General features: G+C 55.9%; 10 protein-coding genes. 4 read left to right on the top strand and 6 right to left on the bottom strand.

Annotation, left to right across the window (positions count from 1 at the left end; translation table 11 throughout):
- Positions 1 to 21: 21 nt before the first annotated feature.
- The 3 genes from ACR3ZL_RS23335 to ACR3ZL_RS23325 form a co-directional block, all read right to left on the bottom strand.
- Positions 22 to 711, bottom strand: coding sequence for an ABC transporter ATP-binding protein (locus ACR3ZL_RS23335; protein ID WP_486173003.1), 690 nt, complete (start codon positions 709 to 711; stop codon positions 22 to 24).
- A 16-nt stretch (positions 712 to 727) separates the two neighbouring features.
- On the bottom strand, positions 728 to 1879 hold the full coding sequence (locus tag ACR3ZL_RS23330) for a UbiA family prenyltransferase (RefSeq protein WP_473650691.1): 1152 nt from the start codon (positions 1877 to 1879) through the stop codon (positions 728 to 730).
- 121 nt (positions 1880 to 2000) lie between these two features.
- Entirely contained in the window at positions 2001 to 2681 is a 681-nt protein-coding gene (locus ACR3ZL_RS23325; protein WP_473650692.1) for a hypothetical protein, read from the bottom strand.
- Positions 2682 to 2822: 141 nt separating this feature from the next.
- Between ACR3ZL_RS23325 and ACR3ZL_RS23320 the strand changes: the two genes are divergently transcribed.
- Positions 2823 to 4019: a Gfo/Idh/MocA family protein gene (locus tag ACR3ZL_RS23320; protein ID WP_473650693.1), complete on the top strand. Its 1197-nt coding sequence runs from the start codon at positions 2823 to 2825 to the stop codon at positions 4017 to 4019.
- A gap of 228 nt (positions 4020 to 4247) precedes the next feature.
- A complete protein-coding gene (locus ACR3ZL_RS23315) occupies positions 4248 to 5348 on the top strand; it encodes a GTP-binding protein (RefSeq protein ID WP_473650694.1) in 1101 nt (366 codons plus the stop codon).
- Positions 5349 to 5780: 432 nt separating this feature from the next.
- On the opposite strand, the gene ACR3ZL_RS23310 is transcribed toward ACR3ZL_RS23315, so the two are convergent.
- Together ACR3ZL_RS23310 and ACR3ZL_RS23305 are read right to left on the bottom strand one after the other, a co-directional pair.
- The gene (locus ACR3ZL_RS23310) at positions 5781 to 10382 is read right to left on the bottom strand and encodes a beta strand repeat-containing protein (protein WP_473650695.1); all 4602 of its coding nucleotides are present in this window, start codon (positions 10380 to 10382) and stop codon (positions 5781 to 5783) included.
- A 264-nt stretch (positions 10383 to 10646) separates the two neighbouring features.
- Complete coding sequence (locus tag ACR3ZL_RS23305; protein ID WP_473650696.1) at positions 10647 to 12383, bottom strand: BBP7 family outer membrane beta-barrel protein; 1737 nt, start codon at positions 12381 to 12383, stop codon at positions 10647 to 10649.
- 509 nt (positions 12384 to 12892) lie between these two features.
- On the opposite strand from ACR3ZL_RS23305, the gene hemL reads away from it, so the two are divergent.
- Both hemL and ACR3ZL_RS23295 read left to right on the top strand, forming a co-directional pair.
- Positions 12893 to 14218 carry a glutamate-1-semialdehyde 2,1-aminomutase gene (gene hemL / locus ACR3ZL_RS23300; RefSeq protein ID WP_473653474.1) on the top strand — a complete coding sequence of 442 codons (1326 nt, stop codon included), beginning with the start codon at positions 12893 to 12895 and terminating at the stop codon, positions 14216 to 14218.
- Complete coding sequence (locus tag ACR3ZL_RS23295; RefSeq protein ID WP_473650697.1) at positions 14157 to 16466, top strand: hypothetical protein; 2310 nt, start codon at positions 14157 to 14159, stop codon at positions 16464 to 16466. The genes hemL and ACR3ZL_RS23295 overlap by 62 nt, the downstream gene beginning before the upstream one ends.
- A 564-nt stretch (positions 16467 to 17030) precedes the next feature.
- On the opposite strand, the gene ACR3ZL_RS23290 is transcribed toward ACR3ZL_RS23295, so the two are convergent.
- A complete protein-coding gene (locus ACR3ZL_RS23290) occupies positions 17031 to 18980 on the bottom strand; it encodes a dockerin type I domain-containing protein (protein ID WP_473650698.1) in 1950 nt (649 codons plus the stop codon).
- Positions 18981 to 19148: the final 168 nt, after the last annotated feature.

The raw sequence follows: 19148 nt of genomic DNA, 5'->3' as shown, positions 1-19148 counted from the left end.
GTCAGATAGCTGGAAAGTGAATCAGGATGCGTCGGGCGAAGGGGCGGTGCCAAAGGCTCGGTTTATCTCTTCAAGCTTCTCGATCCGTTTGAATCGTGACGCAACCTCCATGCTGTGTGTCACCATTAGCAAAGCGATTTTTTCGGTTCGACATGAGTCAATGATCAGGTCCAAGACCGAGTCGGCGCTCGCCGGGTCCACGTTTGCGGTGGGTTCGTCGGCAAGTAAAAGCTGCGGGCGACCTGCCAACGCGCGTGCGATTGCGACTCTTTGTTGCTGACCGACGGACAATTGCTTCGGCCGATACGAGGCGCGGTCGGCCAGTCCAACGCGATCCAACAGCCTCATCGCGCGGGTCGGGTCAACGCGACCGGCTCCGAACGTCATACCGAGCTTGACGTTTTCGAGAGCTGAAAAGGCGGGCATCAAGTTGAATGTCTGGAAGACATAACCGATCTTCGATGCGCGGAAACGATCACGGCCTTGTTCGCTGAGCCGCGTCAATTCCATGTTGTCGATGCGAATCGAGCCTGATGTAGCGGATAGCATTCCCGCAATCAAATGCAGTAGCGTTGTCTTACCGCCGCCACTTTGGCCGATCAACGCGACCTGTTCTGCGGCGGCCATTTCAAACCTTGGCACGTCCAAAACAGTCAGTTCCCCACCTCCAGGTTGTGGGAAAGTCTTAACGAGGTCTGCGATCATCAACATCGAATTTAGGTTCTCTCTAAGTCATACGAATACGCTGCGCGAGAATCCTCGAAGGGACCATCAACGCGAACACCGCAATCGCCCAAAATGCTCCCACGGCAAGCATGGTGATTGTGGCGGCGATTGGGATAATTGCCAGGAGTCCGGAACGGATTGTTGCCTGAATCTTGGCAGGTGAAGGGCTCACTACGGCGCGACGGCCATGAAAGATCGTTGTTGCTAACATTAAAAGGATTGCCGCGGGAAAAACAACGACGGGATCCACTTGCCAGCGTCGGGCGAGTGAATCGCCAGCAGTCAATTCGCCGCCGAGATCTTGGGCGAACGTAAAACGCGGTGCGAACGCCAAAAGCAGCCCACCGATCACCATCATGAACAGTCCAACGGGTAGATGAATCGTGGCTTCCCCGGTTGCCTCTCGCCGTCCAAACGTCGTCAGACCGGCAATGTAGATACCCATCCCGATTGCGAATGTGAAGGCCACCGACCGGATGTCGAAGATCACTGCTGGGCCTAGCCGAGCGGTTTGCAGCGGTATGTTGGCGAAATCGCCGATTGCCGCATTTGCGGCGGTAACGCCCAACAGGAAACTGAACACTCGGCAGCCCCCCATCAGGAGAGGTGCTACTGGGGTTCGTTTACAGGGACCATCGTACAGGACCACTAAGATCGCCAAGATGATCGAGATGCCCAGAGGCAACCAAGTTGATGGCGACGAGCTTTCAAATTCATTCGGCACGATCAGCCCGATGGCGAAGGCAGGAACCCATCCAAGTGCGAGCAGGCCCCAGCCTACTTTTCGTGCGGTCGAAACGGAGATCTCACGGTTAACCAGCGGGCCATTGCGTCTGGATCGAGCATCTGGCCGAAGATCGAAAACGTCGTTCAGGACCATTCCACCCCAGTACAGCAGCACCCCCGACGCGACGGCGCAGGCGAGTACGGCCCAGATGGGCAGCCCCGGCATGACAGAACTGGTCGACGGTGAATCCGCGGTGAGGGAACCACCTGCTGCACTGGAGAGTGAAACGCTGGTACCAAGCACCAACAAAAACGCGGCGGTGACGTCGGCAATGATGGTGAACACATTTGGCAGTCGAACCAGTCTGACCCAGGCTCGCCATTCCGCTTTGCGGGTGAACTCATTTCGTGATGCAAGTTTGTTCAACGGAGAGCTCAATCTTTCAACGTATCAGCATGGGGAAAACAAGCCGTTGGCCAATGAATCACTGGCCACTTTGGACTTGGTAACCCTCACCCCAACAGCTCAATAGAAGTGCAAGGGGTGGCTAGCGAAGTTCGTCGCGATCGACGACTGGATTGGCGGTGCCCTGGCTGATCAATACCATCACGCCTTGTTGGGGGCGGTTGGCATTCATTGCAACGCGATCAAACGGAACGCCGTAACAGGCGTAGTTTCCGGTTGCGGTGTCGAGCACGTAAACCACTGAAAGACCAACGGGACGGTTGCTGTTACGTGGGAAGTCGGCCGTGCCGGTGGTCATGATGTATTGACCGCCCTTGGCATCCAGCCCCAGTGCATCAGCGACGTTGACGGTGAACGTGGCCATGAAACGACCCAAACGAGGGTAGATGACTGAACACTGCAACAGACCGGAGTTGTGGTCCAGGACAAACAACGCCTCTCCGCTTTCGCTGAGCGATCCTGTTGCCATGGAGTATTTTTCGCTGCTGACGGCGGCGGTCGCATTGGCGATAGGAAGCGAGCTCCAGTCGATCGCGGTCGACTGGCTCGTCGCTTGTTGGGTTGCTTGGTTGGCGACGCCAGCGAAGTAGGCTGCGGTTCCGATTCCGACTACGCCCACAATCAAGCTCGCTACCATTGCAACGTCGCGACCGCGGTTGAGGATCCGTCCGATCGATCCGAGTCCGCCACAGCAAACGTTGCGAGAATCGGCTGAATGGACGACTGGTAATGACGAAATATTCGACTCGGATTCGTTTTGCATGAGAATTTCGACCAGATTGAAGCGTGCGAGGGGAAGATTGGGTTCCGTTGGCTACATTGTATCGCTTGCTCTCGGACTTTACGATTGCAGTTCCCAACGGAACATCCAACCTCATTCCTCCTGCAAAACGCGAGTATAGACATGGCTTTGAACCCACCCCTGAACCGAAAACTTCGCATGGGTATCGTCGGCGGCGGCCTGGGCTCGTTCATCGGTCGAGTTCACACCATCGCTGCGGCTCTGGATCATCGCTGTGAATTGGTGGCTGGTGCGTTTTCCAGCGATCCGGAAAAGAGCAAGCAATCGGCTCCCGGCTATGGGGTCGACGAATCACGAGCCTACGGCAGCTATGAAGCGATGCTGGACGCAGAATCCCGTTTGCCGGCCGATCAACGTATCGATTTTGTCAGTGTCACGACTCCTAATCACACGCACTTTGAAATTGCTAAGGCTGCCGTCGAAGCCGGATTCAACGTGGTTTGTGACAAACCAATGACGCTGGATCTGGATCAAGCGGAACAGCTACTGAAGACAGTCGAAAATTCTGACGTTGTGTTTGCTTTAACGCACAACTACACGGGGTACCCGCTGGTTCGCCAAGCTCGTGAAATGATCATGGCGGGCGAATTGGGGAAAATTAACGCAATCCGCACACAGTACATCCAGGGCTGGTTGGCCGAAAAGCTAGAAGCGACCGAGAACAAGCAAGCTGCTTGGCGAACCGATCCCTCCAAGAGTGGCGTCGCAGGAGCTTTCGGCGACATCGCGACTCACGCGTTCAATTTAGGCCGGTACGTCACCGGCGAATTGCCCGACCAGGTGAGCTGCCATTTGAAGGCTTTTGTCGATGGCCGGCGTTTGGACGATTACGGAACCGCCGTAATTCGCTACAAGAGCGGCGCATTGGGGACCGTGACGGCTTCGCAAATCAGCCATGGGCGTGAAAACGATTTGGAACTCGAAGTCGATGGAACATTGGGGTCACTGCGTTGGCGTCAAGAAAATCCGAACGAAATGATTGTTCGCAAGAACGGTCAGCCGCATCAGATCTACACGCGGGATCCCAACGCTGATTTCACCAAAGAGTTGTCAGCATCGTCGAGCCGGATCCCCGCCGGGCACCCGGAAGGGTTCTTTTGTGCGTTTGCCAATATCTATGCGGCAGCGTTCGATGATATGGCCAAGCGTGCCGAGGGGCAGCCATTCGAACGCCGAAATACGGTTTATCCCAACGTTTACGATGGTGTCGAAGGCATGATGTTCATCGAGCAGTGCGTCAAAAGCAGCGAGCAGGACGCGTCTTGGTTGACTCTTAGCCATACTGCTGCACGGAGCTAGGCTGGCTCTCGCTATTCTCTTTTCGCGGTACAAGCCGACACATCGTCGGCTGAAGCGTCCGCTATGTTCTTGTTCAGATTCCGGTTGACGCAGTTCCATCGCGTCGGTTTTCGGAATCAATAAGCCATTTAAGCAACCTTGAGTGTTCCTTGCTTGGTTCGAGTACTGAGCTAGGTTCAAGAACTGGACGCCTTTCGTCATCGCTAACCCTCATTCGCCGAAGAAACTATGTCACAGCCGATTCAGTTCATCATGCTTGGTGGTTTTCTAGGCGCTGGCAAAACGACGCTGATTTCCAAGTTGGCTAAGCGTTTTCAAGCCGATGGGAAAAATGTCGGCGTGGTGACCAATGACCAAGCGGTGGGATTGGTGGACACGCACTTGTTGCAAAGCCAAGGCTTGGACGTGAATGAGGTTGCTGGCTCTTGCTTCTGTTGTAACTACAACGGATTGACTGCCGCGATGTCCGATTTCGATAAACGAAGTCGTCCTGACGTCATTCTCGCCGAACCGGTTGGCAGTTGCACGGACCTGATCGCGACGATCGCAGTTCCGATGATGCAGCAATTGGGCGAGCATTTCACGCACAGCCCGTATGCGGTGCTGCTGAAACCCAGCCATGGTTTGCGCATCTTGTCCGGCAAAGGTGGAGGCTTTTCAGCGAAGGCGGAGTACATCTTTCGGAAGCAGTTGGAAGAGTCGGAGTTGGTCGTGATCAACCGCATCGACGAACTCTCTGCCACTGAAGTGAAGACGCTGCAAGCGGCGATTGAGGATCAGTATCCGGGGCGTCGTACGATTTGTGTCTCTGCTATTACGGAAGAGAATCTCGACGAACTGTACACCGCGTTGCAAACGACCGCGAAGTTCCCGACCGACATGATGGAAGTCGATTATGACGTCTATGCCGATGGGGAAGCGGAACTGGGGTGGCTGAACGCTTCGGGCACACTTGCCAGCGACAGCCCGATTTCGCAAGACGATTTGACGGTGGCCTTGGTTGATCGTCTGCGAACGGTTTTGCTAGCCGTGGATGCGGAACCGGCCCACATTAAAGTGCTGGTTTCCAGTGGATCAACCGTCAGTGTTGCCAACTTGGTCAGCAGCGATTCGCAAACGATGTTATCTGTTACATCGGATCAACAGATCACGGATGCCGAAATCATAGTGAACGCTCGGGTGTGCTTGTCACCAAGTGAATTGAAGGGTGTCGTTACGGATGCGTTAGATCGCACGGCGACCGATTTTTCGGCGAGAATTTCGATTGAGCAAATGGAGGCCTTCCGTCCAGGACGCCCGGTTCCAACTCACCGGGTTACCTCTATCTAAGCGGGCCAACTCAAGAGGCCAGTACTCAGGAGGCCGGCTATCAAAAGGTCTGGCTTCGAATGGCTAAATTGGTGACGGGCTAGTGTCTCGATAGCTCGCTGACCTTTGGGGCTTGGAAGAGTTAACGATTTGATTTGACCTGAATCGTACGGAAGGGCTCATAACCTGGCCCACTATGGTTAGGCAAAATTAAATTGAGTTGAAGCGTTGGTTCTGACAGCGCACGAAAAAGCCCGGTCTTCCCCCCGAAAGACCGGGCCTGATTCGCGGCTTAGCGGTATTCCGCTTTGCCACAAACTCGCTCCGCCACTGACTTCCCCTTTGCAGGGTTCATCGGGCGAACAGTTTCAATGGGTCGTGGCCTGATGCCCACCGGCTCCCGATTGGCCACGACCTGTTCTGTTCAGCAAGCTGATTTCTAGTTTCATCGCATTAAAGGATGCACAACTTGTAGCTGAGGTAAGGAACCAAAGCGAAGTTGTTTTCGGGTGACGCTGCGTCGCTGGTGCCACCGAGAGTGACCATGATGGAGTCACCCGAGTCGGCGGGCGTAGCTCCCGTACTCGCTTGTTCGAGTCCGTCGTTGTAGTAGTCCGGAAGGTTAAGACGTTGCACTTCGTAGTCACCGGCGATCAAGTCTTCGAATTCATAGAATCCGTTTTCGTCGGTGACCGTACGAAGTCCGTCGGTACCTAAGTCACCACCGGTCAGCAGGAGTTCGACACCTGCCAAGGCACTGTCCATTCCGTTCATGATCCCGTCATTGTTGAAGTCACGGAAGATCGTGCCGGACAGTTCATTGATGGCTTGGTCGATCGCAGTCGTAGCCGAGGCTGTGTTATCCGCCGTGCTCGTTTCCGCAGTCGTTGTCGATACAGTGACGTTGTTGATTTGATCAACCGTGACGCCGTCATTGACGCTGACCACAATCGTGAATACGAATGAGCTGCCCGTGCCACTTGCGGCGAGTGTGCCGCCGTTGACAGTAACTGTTTGGCCGCTGGCCGATAGTGCTCCGCTAGGTCCGCTTCCGCTGACGAATGTTACACCGGCGGGCAAGGTGTCGATCGCGGTTACCGTTTCCGCTGGCGATGGGCCATCGTTGGTTACCGTGATGGTGTAGGTCAGTTCCGCTCCATTTTGAGCCGTTGTGGCACTCACGGTTTTGCTGACTCGAACGTTGGCTTCGGGGACAATCGTCACGTCCGCCGAATCCGCGTTGTTGGTCGTTTCCGTTTCGCCGGCGTCGGTTACCAACGAAGCGTTGTTCGTGAGCGAGCCAACCGCTGTGTCATCCACCGAGGCGGTGATGGTGTAAGTTCGAGTGGCGGTCGGTGCGAGATCGAACTCAGGGAAGACGATGGTTCCGCCGGTGGTGCTGGTCGGTGTGACAGCGGCTCCGGCAGCGGTTGCTGACACAAAGGTTAACCCGGCAGGTAGGACGTCCGTTAAGACGACACCGGTTGCTTGCGAAGGACTGAGTCCGTTGTCTGCTTCGGTGCCATCGTCGTTCAGGTCGTGTGAAACCACAATCGTGAAGGTGACTGTGTCCAGTGGCCCGAACGTGCCCGTTCCGTTGACGGTCTTGTCGATCGTCAGGTCGAACTCGGGAGCGGCGGTCACGGTGACCGTGTCGGTGTTGTTGGTGTCATCCAGTTCGGTGACGCCAGGGACCGTGACTTCGGCAGCGTTCACGATCGTGCCGGTTACGTCAGCATCGACGTCAGCGGTGACGGTGAACGTGCGAGTTTCACCTACCGGAATCGAAGCGTATTCAACCAATACCGTACGTGTGCTGGTATTGAAGTTGGATGTCGTGATGCCAGTACCATTGATCACCACGTTGGACAAACCAGCGGGCAGCGTGTCGGTGACGTCCACGTTGATCGCGTCCGAGATGCTATCATCGTCGTGGCTGATCGTGAACGTGTAAACCACTTGATCACTGCCGGGGACAACGGTTGCTTGTCCCACCGACTTGTCAAGGATCAGGTCGATCCGTGGATCTGGATCGATGGTGACTGAACCGGTGTTGTTCGTCGAATCGGATTCGGGGTCCGTTGTCGTAATTGTGGCTGTGTTGACGATTGGGTCAAACTCATCCGATGCGACGGCGACTTCGAAGGTGAATACTTGTGATTCACCAGGCCCCAGGTCAGGGATTGTGAAAGTCAGGTCTTGGCCGCTAACGGTTGGAGCGACGACGCCACTAGTCAGAGCGTCGAAGCTGCCGGTGACGTAGGTCAGGCCGGCTGGCAATGTATCGGTCACTTCCACACCACGAGCTTCGGAGGTACCCGAGTTGGTGGCGGTGATTTGGTAAGTGACGAAACCACCCGCGAACACTTGATAGGGATCGGTTGAGTCGATGATGTCATCCCCGTCGTCACCATCGGTACGGTCGTCAGGTGTTCGTGTTTCCACGACAACCTTGCCGACTGTCACGTCGACTTCTCGTGTGACAGTGGTGTCGTCCGTAGCGGTTTGCTCAGCCGCGTTATCGGCGGTGACGGTGACGCTATTGGTTAGCGGCGAATCACCGTCGGCGAGGTCAGGATCGATGTCGACTACGATGACGAAGGTTTCGCTGACACCCGCACCGAGGGTACCCAAGGTTGCTTGGATTTTGCCGGTGTCGACTCCCGTTGTGATTTCAGTGACGGTGCCGTCGCCGACAGTCACGGTGCCGGATACGAAGGTCACGCCCGTTGGTAAAGTATCCAAAGCAACGACGTTGGTGGCTGCATCGGTAGCGGTGTTCGTTACAACGATCGTGTAGGTAATCTGGCTACCTGCGACGGTTGTCGTCAACGAGTCCGATTTGGTGATCGTCAGTTCGGCCAACGAGATGTCGGCGGTTTCGAGGGCGATGTTGTTAGCGAGGGCACCTTGCAGTGGATCGCTTGTTCCGCGGTCAGCGTCGACGGTATCGATATCGTCTTCGACCTCGAATCCTTCAACGCGAACTTCGTTGATTGGGTCGGCAGTGATGGTTCCCGAGATGGTGGTCGTGATCGTGTAGACCACGGTTTCACCCGCAGCCAAGTCACCAATCGTGAAGGAGCGAATGGTATCGCCACCCGAATCTTCGTTCACAAAGGCAACGTTGTTGCTGTCGCTGTCTTGCACGGTGGTTACGGTTAAACCATCCGGCACGATGTCACTGACCTTGACTCCCGTGGCATCGTTAAGACCCTTGTTTTCGATCGTCACCGTGAAGACAGCGGTTCCACCGGGGACGAGGTTTGAATCGCCAGCACTGATGACTTTGTCGATGCGAAGATCCGTGGTGGGGACCACGCCGAAATCGACGGTTGTGTTGGTGTTACCAGTAGTGGGCTCGTCACCGATCGTCAGCGTGACCGCACCACTGATGAAGCCGACTCCGACGACATAAACGCCGTCGTTATCGCCATCAACGTCGTCATCCGTTACGTCGGTGCCGCCGTTGCCAGGCGTGTCGACGGAGCTGCCGATGTAGCCGGCGAGCGAGTCATCGTCGGCGAACTCGGATTCAGGGATCACGACGTAATACGTGCCTGGTCCCAGCGGATCGCCGCCGACGGTATCGAACAGATAGCTTCCGGGGTTTCCGTCGGTTGAGAGATCGACGGTCGTCGTTGCGATTGGCGTCGCGCCACCACCGCTAGGATCGGTGTCGAATAGCTGGACGATGACCTTGTCACCGCCTGCATTGTTCGCATTGAGGTTAGCCAAGTAGACGCCTTCGCTGCCATCAAGCACGCCATTGTCTTGCTCACTGGAGTTGGATCCGCCACCGTTATCGACAAAGATTTGACCGCCAAGGAACAGCGGTACTGACGCGGGGGCTACCGTCGTGTAAACGGTTGACTTTTGAGATTCCAGCACCGAGACGAACAGGTCCAAACTAGGAGCACCTGCTCCACCGTTCGTGCTCACGCCGTCAACAAAAGCTTCGATCGCTCCAACGTCGGTGAAGTCAGCACCGGCACCACCGCCATCGTCAATGAAGTCTGCGAACGGGACGAAGATTTCCATTGCGGTGGCGTCCCCGATGTTATCGGGCAGATCAACCAAAGCGGTTGAGAAGTCAGTCGCATTGGTGTAGATGCGAATCTCTAAGCCATCGGTAATCGCAGTGTCACTTTGAACTGCCAAGAGTATTCCAGCTACGGCTTCGCCATCGAGATCACCGTCGGTCAAGTCGATGTTGCCTAAGCCTGTGGCCGCAAGAGTCAGTCCACCGGAATCACCGTCGATGCCATCGTATTGAAGCAATAAGGTTCCGCGAGCGTTCCCGCCGTTGCTGTAGACCATTTCGTTGGTTCCAGTCTCAACGCGAAACTGGGAATCGCCGCTGGTCGCCGAGTCGATGTAGATCTCGACATCACGCTCGTCTCCAACAACTCCACCACCGGAGGTCAAAGCTCCACTGCTGCTGGTCGTGGTCTGGCCGACGACGGTTTCAGTGATCGGCTGCGAAGGTTGCTCGGTCAGGAAGTCGTCGATAGTGACCGCTGTCACTCCCGTGTCATCGGTAATCTGGACTCCCACATCACTGGACAAGACAACACCGGTTAGCACGGTCCCGGATGAGTCCTGGACTCCGCCACCAGCGTCTGCAAAGGTGAGAACGTAGAAACCGTCGTCAGTCTGGTTGATCGGCGCGGGTGGAACGTCGGCGTCGTTTCCGTCTAGTTGCGAGAAGTAGTATTCGCCGGTAGGCCCGGTGATAACCGACCCGACCAAGGTCTCGCCGACGTCGTACTGGCCGTTTTGCGTGATGTCGTCCAAGTACAAAGTCACTTCGACGTTTTGCAGTCTCTCTTCACCGACGTCGACCGTTGAATCGCCATCGGAATCGATGAACGCGATACCGGAGATTGCACCGAGGTCGCTTGCTAGCAATTCACGTTTTTGCAGGCTTTCCAATCGCAAGCCGCGTGACTTCTTGTTGCGACGCGATGTTTTTCTAGAAGCCAGCTCGCGACGGGCCCCCGATCTGGAAGATTCACGGCCAATCAAACGGCTGAACATGTTTTGCAAAGTCATCTTAACGCTACCTTCAAAAGGCAAATGTCGGTGTTTCGGGTCTCACGTGGCAAGACTGGCAAAACACCAAGGAGGTCTGTGAATGTCGTCTGGAAGTGCATTCCAAGTGACTTCGATGCGTTCACTTGGAAATAGGTTTCAACCGAATAAACGTTTATGACAATTCAGTCGATTCAATCGGACTCTTCGTTCAAATCGGCTGTTTCGTCACAATCCGATAGTTGCGATCCGCATCAGCGGTGGATTTGTCCCAATCGGTGCAGGTTACCAGCGGTAATCCAACCCAAAGCTCAGGCCTTGTGCCCAGTAGTCTGTGTTGTCAAACGCGAACCGTGGGAACACGCCGTCTGGGGTTGCTGCGTTCGAGTTAGGAACTTGAGCTTGGTCGATGATGCGTTCAATTTGGTCACCGGGGCGAACCACGTTGGACCAGTACAGGAACGTGTATCCGAACGTTGCTTTAAGCTGGTCTGTCAGTTGGTAACCCAGCTTCAAGTTCAGTTCCGGCAGGACCGAGAACTCGTCTCGTTCGTAGTTGCCAATGTTCGAGTTCAAGGCCAACAAACCGCCCTGTACTGCGGGTGGGGTTTGGTTAACGACGGTCGAGCCATTGATTCGGACACGTTGTCGTGTGTTACCAGCGGCAAGGCGAAGTCCGATGTCAAAGTTCCAGTAGTTCATCGTGCGAGTGTGGTACCAGCCGACGTCGATACCGTTGAACTGGTTGAAGGTGCGGAACGATTCGTTCAAGTTGAAGCTGAGCGGAGTTGTGCCGGTATCGACCAGTACGCTGCTGCTGATGCCGATGCCTTCGTCCAATTCAACTTGGCGGAAACCGATACGGTGTTCGCTGCGTGAGCACCAAGGTGTGGGGCAGCAGCAAGGGCCGACGCCGGTGCAACCTGAGCTCGCTTTGGTGAAGTGACGCAGGTACACGTCCCAGCCGTTCAATTGGCTATCGACGGTGATGTCTAGGTTTCCTGTGTGGCCACGGCTGGGGTCGTTTACCAAAGCAACGCTTTCGGTCAAGTCGTCCAGCGAGCCTGCGTCGGTGTCTTCAAGTACGGTAATGATGGGACGGACCAGGATATCGTTGCCCAAGCCGCCTGAATAACGATCGTAACCGCGGTCCAGACCGAAGAATCCAGCACCGATGCCCCAAGTGTGGCAGTTGTCGAACCAGAAGCCGAAGTCAAAGCGAAGTCCGTCGAAGTTGTCGTCGAGTACCGTGTTGTCGCCGTACAAGACGGTTCCGTTGGCAAGTGGATCACGGTCACTCAATCGACCAGTCGAGGCGAGCGGTGGTAGATCCACACCGTCCTGCCACCACATCAGGTATTCAGCGGAAAACCAGCCGTCTTGTGGCCAGCACAAAGTGAGGCAAGGTCGCAGTGAATCGCAATCGCGGTATTCGCCGCACATGGGGTCGCCGTTACAGCAGCTTCCCGATGAGCAACCGATCCCGTCGCATCCGCCCATGCCGACGCCGCAAGATCCATTGCATCCGCCGTCACAGCCCATGTCGCCGCATCCGCAATTGCCCATGGGCATCGCGTCGCAGCTGCTGTCGTACATTGGCTCGAACGTGACGTGACCGTCCAGTGGCACTGTGTGCTGCATTACGGGTTGGGCCAGGACTGTTGCTGAAGCCGGACGCACGTTTGAACGCGTAGGAGCGTTGCGTTGTGTGTTTCCCGAATTCCGGTTTCCCGAGGTGGGCCGAACACGTTTCACCGTGCCGGAGCTCGAAGCCGCAGGGGCGGACGTTTCGTAGTCGACCAGTTGGACCTGAGCGGAGCTAGGGCGAACCTTGGGAGCTTGACGCGACAAATCGCGGACAGGCTGCCATGACGCTCGAGCCGACTCTTCGAGATCATCTTGCGATGAGTTCGAGCCGTACTGGGCGTGCGCCAGCGGACTGGTGGTAATAGCTGAAACAGCGAAAATCGCTGTCAGCATGATCCAAAATGTTTTGTTCAGACGTTGCGACACGGTCGTCATCCATCAAGATGAAAGTCGGGGGGAAGTGTGAGGTCAGCCGAGTTTCACGTTCGTCGAACAGGGTTCGAAGCAGCGTCGACTCGGCCAAGAATCACGGGCTCAACAGTCGTATCGACGAGATTCCCCGGAACACTCAAACGAAAGTCGGCAAAATCCAAAAAATCGACAAAATCGCCCCAATGCGAACACCCGACGTATCCGGTGTTGTCAACCTGATCCGGCAATCTGCCGCAATCGTTAAACTTTGCCACGCGAGTTGATGGATCAAAGAGCTGGTCCATCGAGTCGTGTTCCGTGGCGTCAGCGGGATAAAAGCACTGAAATTAGTTTGAAGTTGCGTGTTCCGTTCAGATGTGATTCCCGAGTCAGGCAACGAGGTGGCTGTCCAGGCACCATGGCAAGAGGTTGTAGGTTTCGTAAACTGAACTTCGAAGTGCGTCCGCGATCGGATGTTTCGCCTATTGGCTTCATCCAGCCCGCTGCCTTCGCCATCCGTCGTCCCCCCGATACTGACAAGCCCCACCAACATGACCGCACAAAAACTTTCCGCTGCTGCCGGCCCCCTCAGCCAAGCGGCCTTTGAACGAGCCAGTCGTCTGATGCCTGGCGGTGTGAACTCCCCCGCTCGCGCATTCGGAGCCGTCGGTGGGACTCCGCTATTCATCGATCATGCCGATGGGCCATATCTGTTTGACATCGATGGCCGGCGATTTGTCGACTACATCGGATCGTGGGGGCCGATGATTCTGGGGCACGCCCAGGCTTCGGTTATCGAAGCGATCACGCGGGCAGCGGCTAAGGGAACCAGTTATGGTGCGCCCACCGAAGCTGAGTCTCGACTTGCCGAACAGATCATCGAGGCGGTGCCGAGCATCGAGAAAGTTCGCTTGGTGAACAGCGGTACCGAAGCGACGATGAGTGCCATTCGCGTGGCACGCGGGGCGACCGGACGAAACAAGGTGATCAAGTTCTCAGGCAACTACCACGGGCATGTCGACTCGTTGTTGGTCGCTGCTGGAAGTGCGGCTGCGACTCTTGGAGTTCCCGATTCGCCGGGTGTTACCGAAGGTGCCGGACAGGACACGATCGTGTTGTCTTACAATGATGTTGAAGCCATCGAAAACATCTTTGCTGAAATGGGCGACCAGATCGCGGCGTTGATCCTCGAGCCCGTCGTGGGCAACATGGGCTGCGTCGCGCCGACGGATGCGTTCTTGAAAGCGATCCGCGACCAAACCACTCGTCATGGTGCGATCTTGATCTTTGACGAAGTGATGACTGGCTTCCGAGTCGCGTTCGGTGGAGCACAAGAGCGTTTTGGAATCACGCCGGACATGACGACACTGGGCAAGATTGTCGGTGGCGGAATGCCGCTGGGTGCCTACGGCGGCAAAGCTGAAATCATGAATCAAGTCTTGCCCGCGGGAAAGGTATTCCAAGCTGGAACCCTCAGCGGCAACCCGGTCGCCGTCGCCGCCGGCAGCGCGACCTTGGATATTTTGAAAAACGATCCACCCTATGAACAGCTCGAGCGTTTAGGCAAACGCCTCGCCGACGGTTTGGATCAAGCGGCTACGAAAGCCGGTATCCCTCACACCGTGACTGCGGTAGGAAGTATGATGACACTGTTCTTCAACGCTAATCCGGTTTCATGCTGGGCGGATGCGGATCAGTGTGATCGTGATGCGTTTGGTCGATATTTCTGGGGAATGATTGGGGAAGGCATCTACATGCCATGTAGCCAATTTGAAGCTCTGTTCTTTAGCCGATTGCATGACCAAGCCATCATCGACCAAACGATCGACGCGGCGACGCGAGTCTTGGCAGGGCTTTAAGCTGCAAGCCTTATTTGCAATCCAGTCGCTTGGCTTGTGGCTGATACTGATCCCGTGCTTGTTACTGGGCTCGTGCCTAGTCGCGAGCGTTGGGACGCTGGCGGCGGATGAACGTGTTGAGCTTTCGAACTCAAGGCCATCGAACAGCCAGTTCGAAGGATTGCGTGAAGATTACACGCTTGCGATTGTTGACGGTGCGTCGCCGAAAGAGATCGTGCAACTGATCACACGTCGTCGACACGTTGATTCCGTTTTGGAAACGGAAGCAAGCGATATTGCTGCTCAACTGGCTCGGCTTCAAACTGAAAAACCAACAACCCAAGCCAATCAAGAGACGGCGCAGCTTCGCCGTCGGCTGAGTTTGATCTGGTTAGCAAGAATCGAACTGGCGGCGTTGCAATCCCAGGTTTTTGCAACCGGAAGTCCTGATGCGGTTGCGGCAGCATCGCAAACAAGCGAACTCATCGAAAACGCGTTGGTTGACTTTCCCGCCGAAAGTATCGTGCGTGATGAAGTCATGCGTTTGTTGACAGAAGCTCAGTTGCAAGCTGGCGACGGGCGGGCTGCCGGTGCCGCCAACCCGGTAACCGAATCACCACAACCGGCCGAGTTGGCACGTTTGATTCGCATTGATCTCGCAAGCCAGCGGTTCACTGCCGCTGAGCAAAAGCTCCGTGAGTACTACAGAGGTGTGAAATCTTCCGACGACGATTCGGTTGAAATGGCACTGGCGCGGTTGCGATACCTGATGGCCAGCCAAGCACGGTCGGACCGGTCCCGGCAATCTGATTTAATGCCCGTGATCGGCGACTGGCTCGACGAAATGGAAAACCGTTTTGGTAAATCGGTACGCCGTCGAGCTGAAACCATGCTCGCGCGATCGCGTCAGTATCAGGCCACTTTGGGCGGCGCCGATGTAGGATCGGCACCATCCGATCCTGGTTTGGACCCGCGGATCCTGCGAGCGGATGCCCGCTATTACTATCGTGTCGGCCAGAAGTTGCCCGCTGCGGTGGCGTACGCTGCCGCGGCAGTCAAAGATGCAAAGCCAAATCGGGCGCATGAATCTGCAATCAGTTCTGCTGCGATCTTGCGTGGACTTTCCAAACAAGCCGCGGCGGCGGAGTTACTGTTGCGGGTGGCCGACCGGCAAGTTGATTCGGAAGCAGCCCCAGCGATGTTGCTGCAAGCGGCGGTCTTGATCAGTGAAACGGAAAGACCGCCGGTCGACCGGATGGTGGACATTTTGCAACGCTGCATTGAGCACGACGCAACGAGCTCGGCGGCGAATCAAGCCCGGTCGTGGTTGATTGAGATTTTCAAGAGTCAGGGCGAGTTGGCTGAAGCGGCAAGGCTGGCGACTGAAATGCCGGCGATGTACTGGAACGATAAGACCGCCCAGCGTTGCCGAGAAGCCTGGCTCGATGCCGTTGTGCCGAATTCACTAGCCACAGTATCGGCATTGAACGCAAGTGAACTTGCCGGGAAGGATGACCGCAAGTCTGCGGCGGACTTACTCGACGATCGTTTGGTCGAGATGCGGGGAGTGTTCCAGTCAGTCAGTGATACGAATGAAGTTCCGTTGTTGCAGCGGACGTGGAATGAACTGACGGTATTGGTCGATGAACCGGATGTGGCTCGTTTGCGTGAAGCGACAAGCGGTTTGGAGGATGAGTTCTTGCGGCACTTGGCTGCCTTTCGTCTTCGCCCGGCAAGCGAACGCATTCCAGCAGTGCTCTCGTTCTCACCTCAAAGCAAGGAAGCCGTGGCGATACGTTGGCGTTTGAATCGAGACATGCTGGAGCATCCCGAGGCGAGCCCGTATTTGGCAAAGTGTTTGCTTCAGCATTTTGCCGAGGCGGACCTGATGACGTTGCGTTGGATGTGTCTGAGTGGACGGACTGAACAAGCAATCTCGTTCCTGCGAAAACAAGCCGCGGAATCGGCGAAGCCCGCAAGTTGGATTTCCACAGCCGCGACCGCTCTATCGGAAACTCGCGTAAATCGAGAAGCGAATTTGCGGGTTGCTTCAAAGCTTTGGGATGAACTCGCTTCAGGGTTACCACTGAACTCTGCTCAGGGAATCGCCGCTGAGGTTGAAAGTTTGCGTTGTTTGTTCCAAGCGGGAGACCACGAAAAAGCGGTCGCCCAAGCGGAGCTGATTTTGTTAACGCGGCCACCAGCAGATACTGAACTGCTATCGACGTTGCAGAATTATTCGACATCAGTCGAAGCTCCGGGAGAGTGAGGCTCCCGCCGAACTACACCCAGGGCCAACGTGGTCTCTCAGCACCAGCTCGGCAGGAGCCTCGCCCTCCCGTTCCAGATCCGACACAACGCAAGAAGCAGTTCCAACGCCTGAACCAGGATCCACAAAAGATCCCCGGGAGTGTGAGGCTCCCGCCGAACCGCACCCAGGGCCAACGTTGTCTCTCAGTACCAGCTCGGCAGGAGCCTCGCCCTCCCGTTTCAGTCCGGCACGATCCAAGACGAAGTTCCAGCGCCTGCCCAGGATCCACGATAGATCCCCGGGAGGGAGAGGCTCCCGCCGAACCGCACCCAGGGCCAACGTTGTCTCTCAGTACCAGCTCGGCAGGAGCCTCGCCCTCCCGTTTCAGCTCCGGCACGATCCAGGACGCAGTTCCAACGCCTGAACCAGGATCCACGATAGATCCCCGGGAGGGAGAGGCTCCCGCCGAACCGCACGCAGGGCCAACGTGGTCTCTCAGTACCAGCTCGGCAGGAGCCTCGCACTCCCGTTGCGATCCGAATCGCGTATCTCATTCCCTCTTCGAATCAACACTCGCGTGACTCAGAACAGGCGTTGCGAAAAAATTGAATCGACGGCAGCCAATCGATTGTCTCGCTGATCTTGCCGGGACGAATCGTCTGGGCCTTGTAAGCCGTTATCCTTTTCTCCCTGACCAGCAATGCCACCACGATCGTCTGGGTTGTTCACGATACCGATGTCTCCACTTCCGTCATCGCTCGCGACTACAAACTCCGATGCGACACCAGCGGCAATCGCTTGACCGACTTGTTGACCAACCAGATCGTCGAAGTCGAAGTGAATGCCCAAGTAGACACGACTGCGTCCGTTTTCAGCCATCGCTTCGCTGAAGGAATTAAAAGTACGGGTCGCATCATCCAAATCCAGTCCATAGGCCTCTTCCAAGTCAAGGTCGTCGAGAAGGACCTCCAACTCGGCTGAAGTCACCTCGAAAGAGATGTCATCGGTGCCGTAGAACTCTTGCAGTGTCCCGAACAGTGCCGCACCGAAGGTGGCGTGTCCTGAAATGTAGGTAGGGAACTGCGGAGTGAAGCCCGTTGTGTCTTCACCATTCGGTGCACCCAATGCAAGCCAGTTGGCGTCGCCTTCGGTAAGATCATTCCCATCGGTGTCGCCTGCTTGAATCGCAGTAATAGGCCGCCAGAATTCCTCAGTGAATTTTGTATCCCAAGCTGTGATGCCAGCGTCTGCCATCGCCACCGATGCTTGCGCGAACAATGCAGCGTTCTCCTCCAGCGTGTTCCCTTCTTGCACGGCAATCGTTTGAAGGATGTCGTTGAAGAGGGCCATCGGCGTGCCCAATCCTTCCCGGTCATAAGCCCAGAAAAGTCCGGCTTCCGTTTGATCGGTGGTACGAATCTCGCTGTCGGCCGAGCCCAGTTCGAGGACCTCGTTGTAGGAAGCAGCGTAATCTTCGCTGGTCAGTGCCGGCGTGGTTTCCGGGCGATAATCATCGCTCGAAGAGATCGCGAAGGTATCGACATCGCCCCAAGCCGGTCCCCAAGCGGGGACTTCGGGATTCAGCGGGTCCGCTTGAAAGTTGCCGGCTTCATCAGTGTAGGTGTATTCCGCGACGGCGTCCCAACCATCACTCGATCGGATGTCGAGAATCTCACTGCCAATTTCAGCGCCAACGTCCAAACTGTCTGCGAAGCTACTGTCAGTGCGAATGCTCGAAAGACTGGTCTGCAAAAAAGCGTCCAACGTTTCTTGTTGGTCTGGGTACAGCGAACTCAGGACGGTGTACGCCGCTTGGGAAGCGGCTGCTTCGGCTGAAATGTTATCGGTGCGGCTAAGGTTGATGTCGTAGTCATAAAAGGTATCGGCACTGGATCCACTTGTCGCGATTGCGACGGCGTCATAGATCGCCAGATTCAGGATCGCTTGAGATCGCGAGGCGTACCCTGGGTTTTGATTTTCGGTGCTATCCGCCAAGATTTCACCGAACAGATCGTTCCACTCGAGCACGACATCGGTGTCAGTCTGGGAAGTTGGCGTCGTGTCGTCTTCAACGATGACGTCAGTCGAATCTTCGGTCGTATCATTGACGGGCGTGTCGATGGGACTGTTCGGGCGGTCAATGGAGCCTTCAACTCCGCCACGGTCACGGTTGAGGCGATTGATGACCATCAACGCATCGAGTGATGTGTCCTGGCCGTCGTTGTTGACGTCGGTCATACGGCCTTGCGTAGACTGTTCAGGAGTGCGATCCACATCGCTCGCGCCGTTCGCACTGCGGCGATTCAGTTCGTTGATGATGGTCAGAGCATCGACAGCCGAAACGACACCATCTTCGTTGACGTCTTCGGGCATCAGCTCGTTGTGAAAAAGATTTGCCGCGAAAAGTTTTCGTGTTTCTAAGTTTTCAGTGCGAGGTCTTCGTCGTAGCGACATTCTTCTCTGGCGTCGATTTTGTTTTCGCCTGTGATCTGGTATGTGGCGTCCGATCCAGCGATTCCAAAATGTTGCCATGACATCACCTTTGTCGTGTTCCAGAAGTGGGGTTCAAGAGAAGAGCGGCCACTCCGTGAAGCAATGTTGCGACAAGCAGAGGCTTACTAATCAGGTACGAACTGGGACGCTAGGTGTCACGCAACGAACGGTTAGTTCGCCCCTTTAGGTTCGCGGAAGTTGCTGACG

This window comes from Rhodopirellula sp. J20-39 (assembly GCF_057365095.1).
This window is presented reverse-complemented; position numbering and strand designations above follow the sequence as displayed.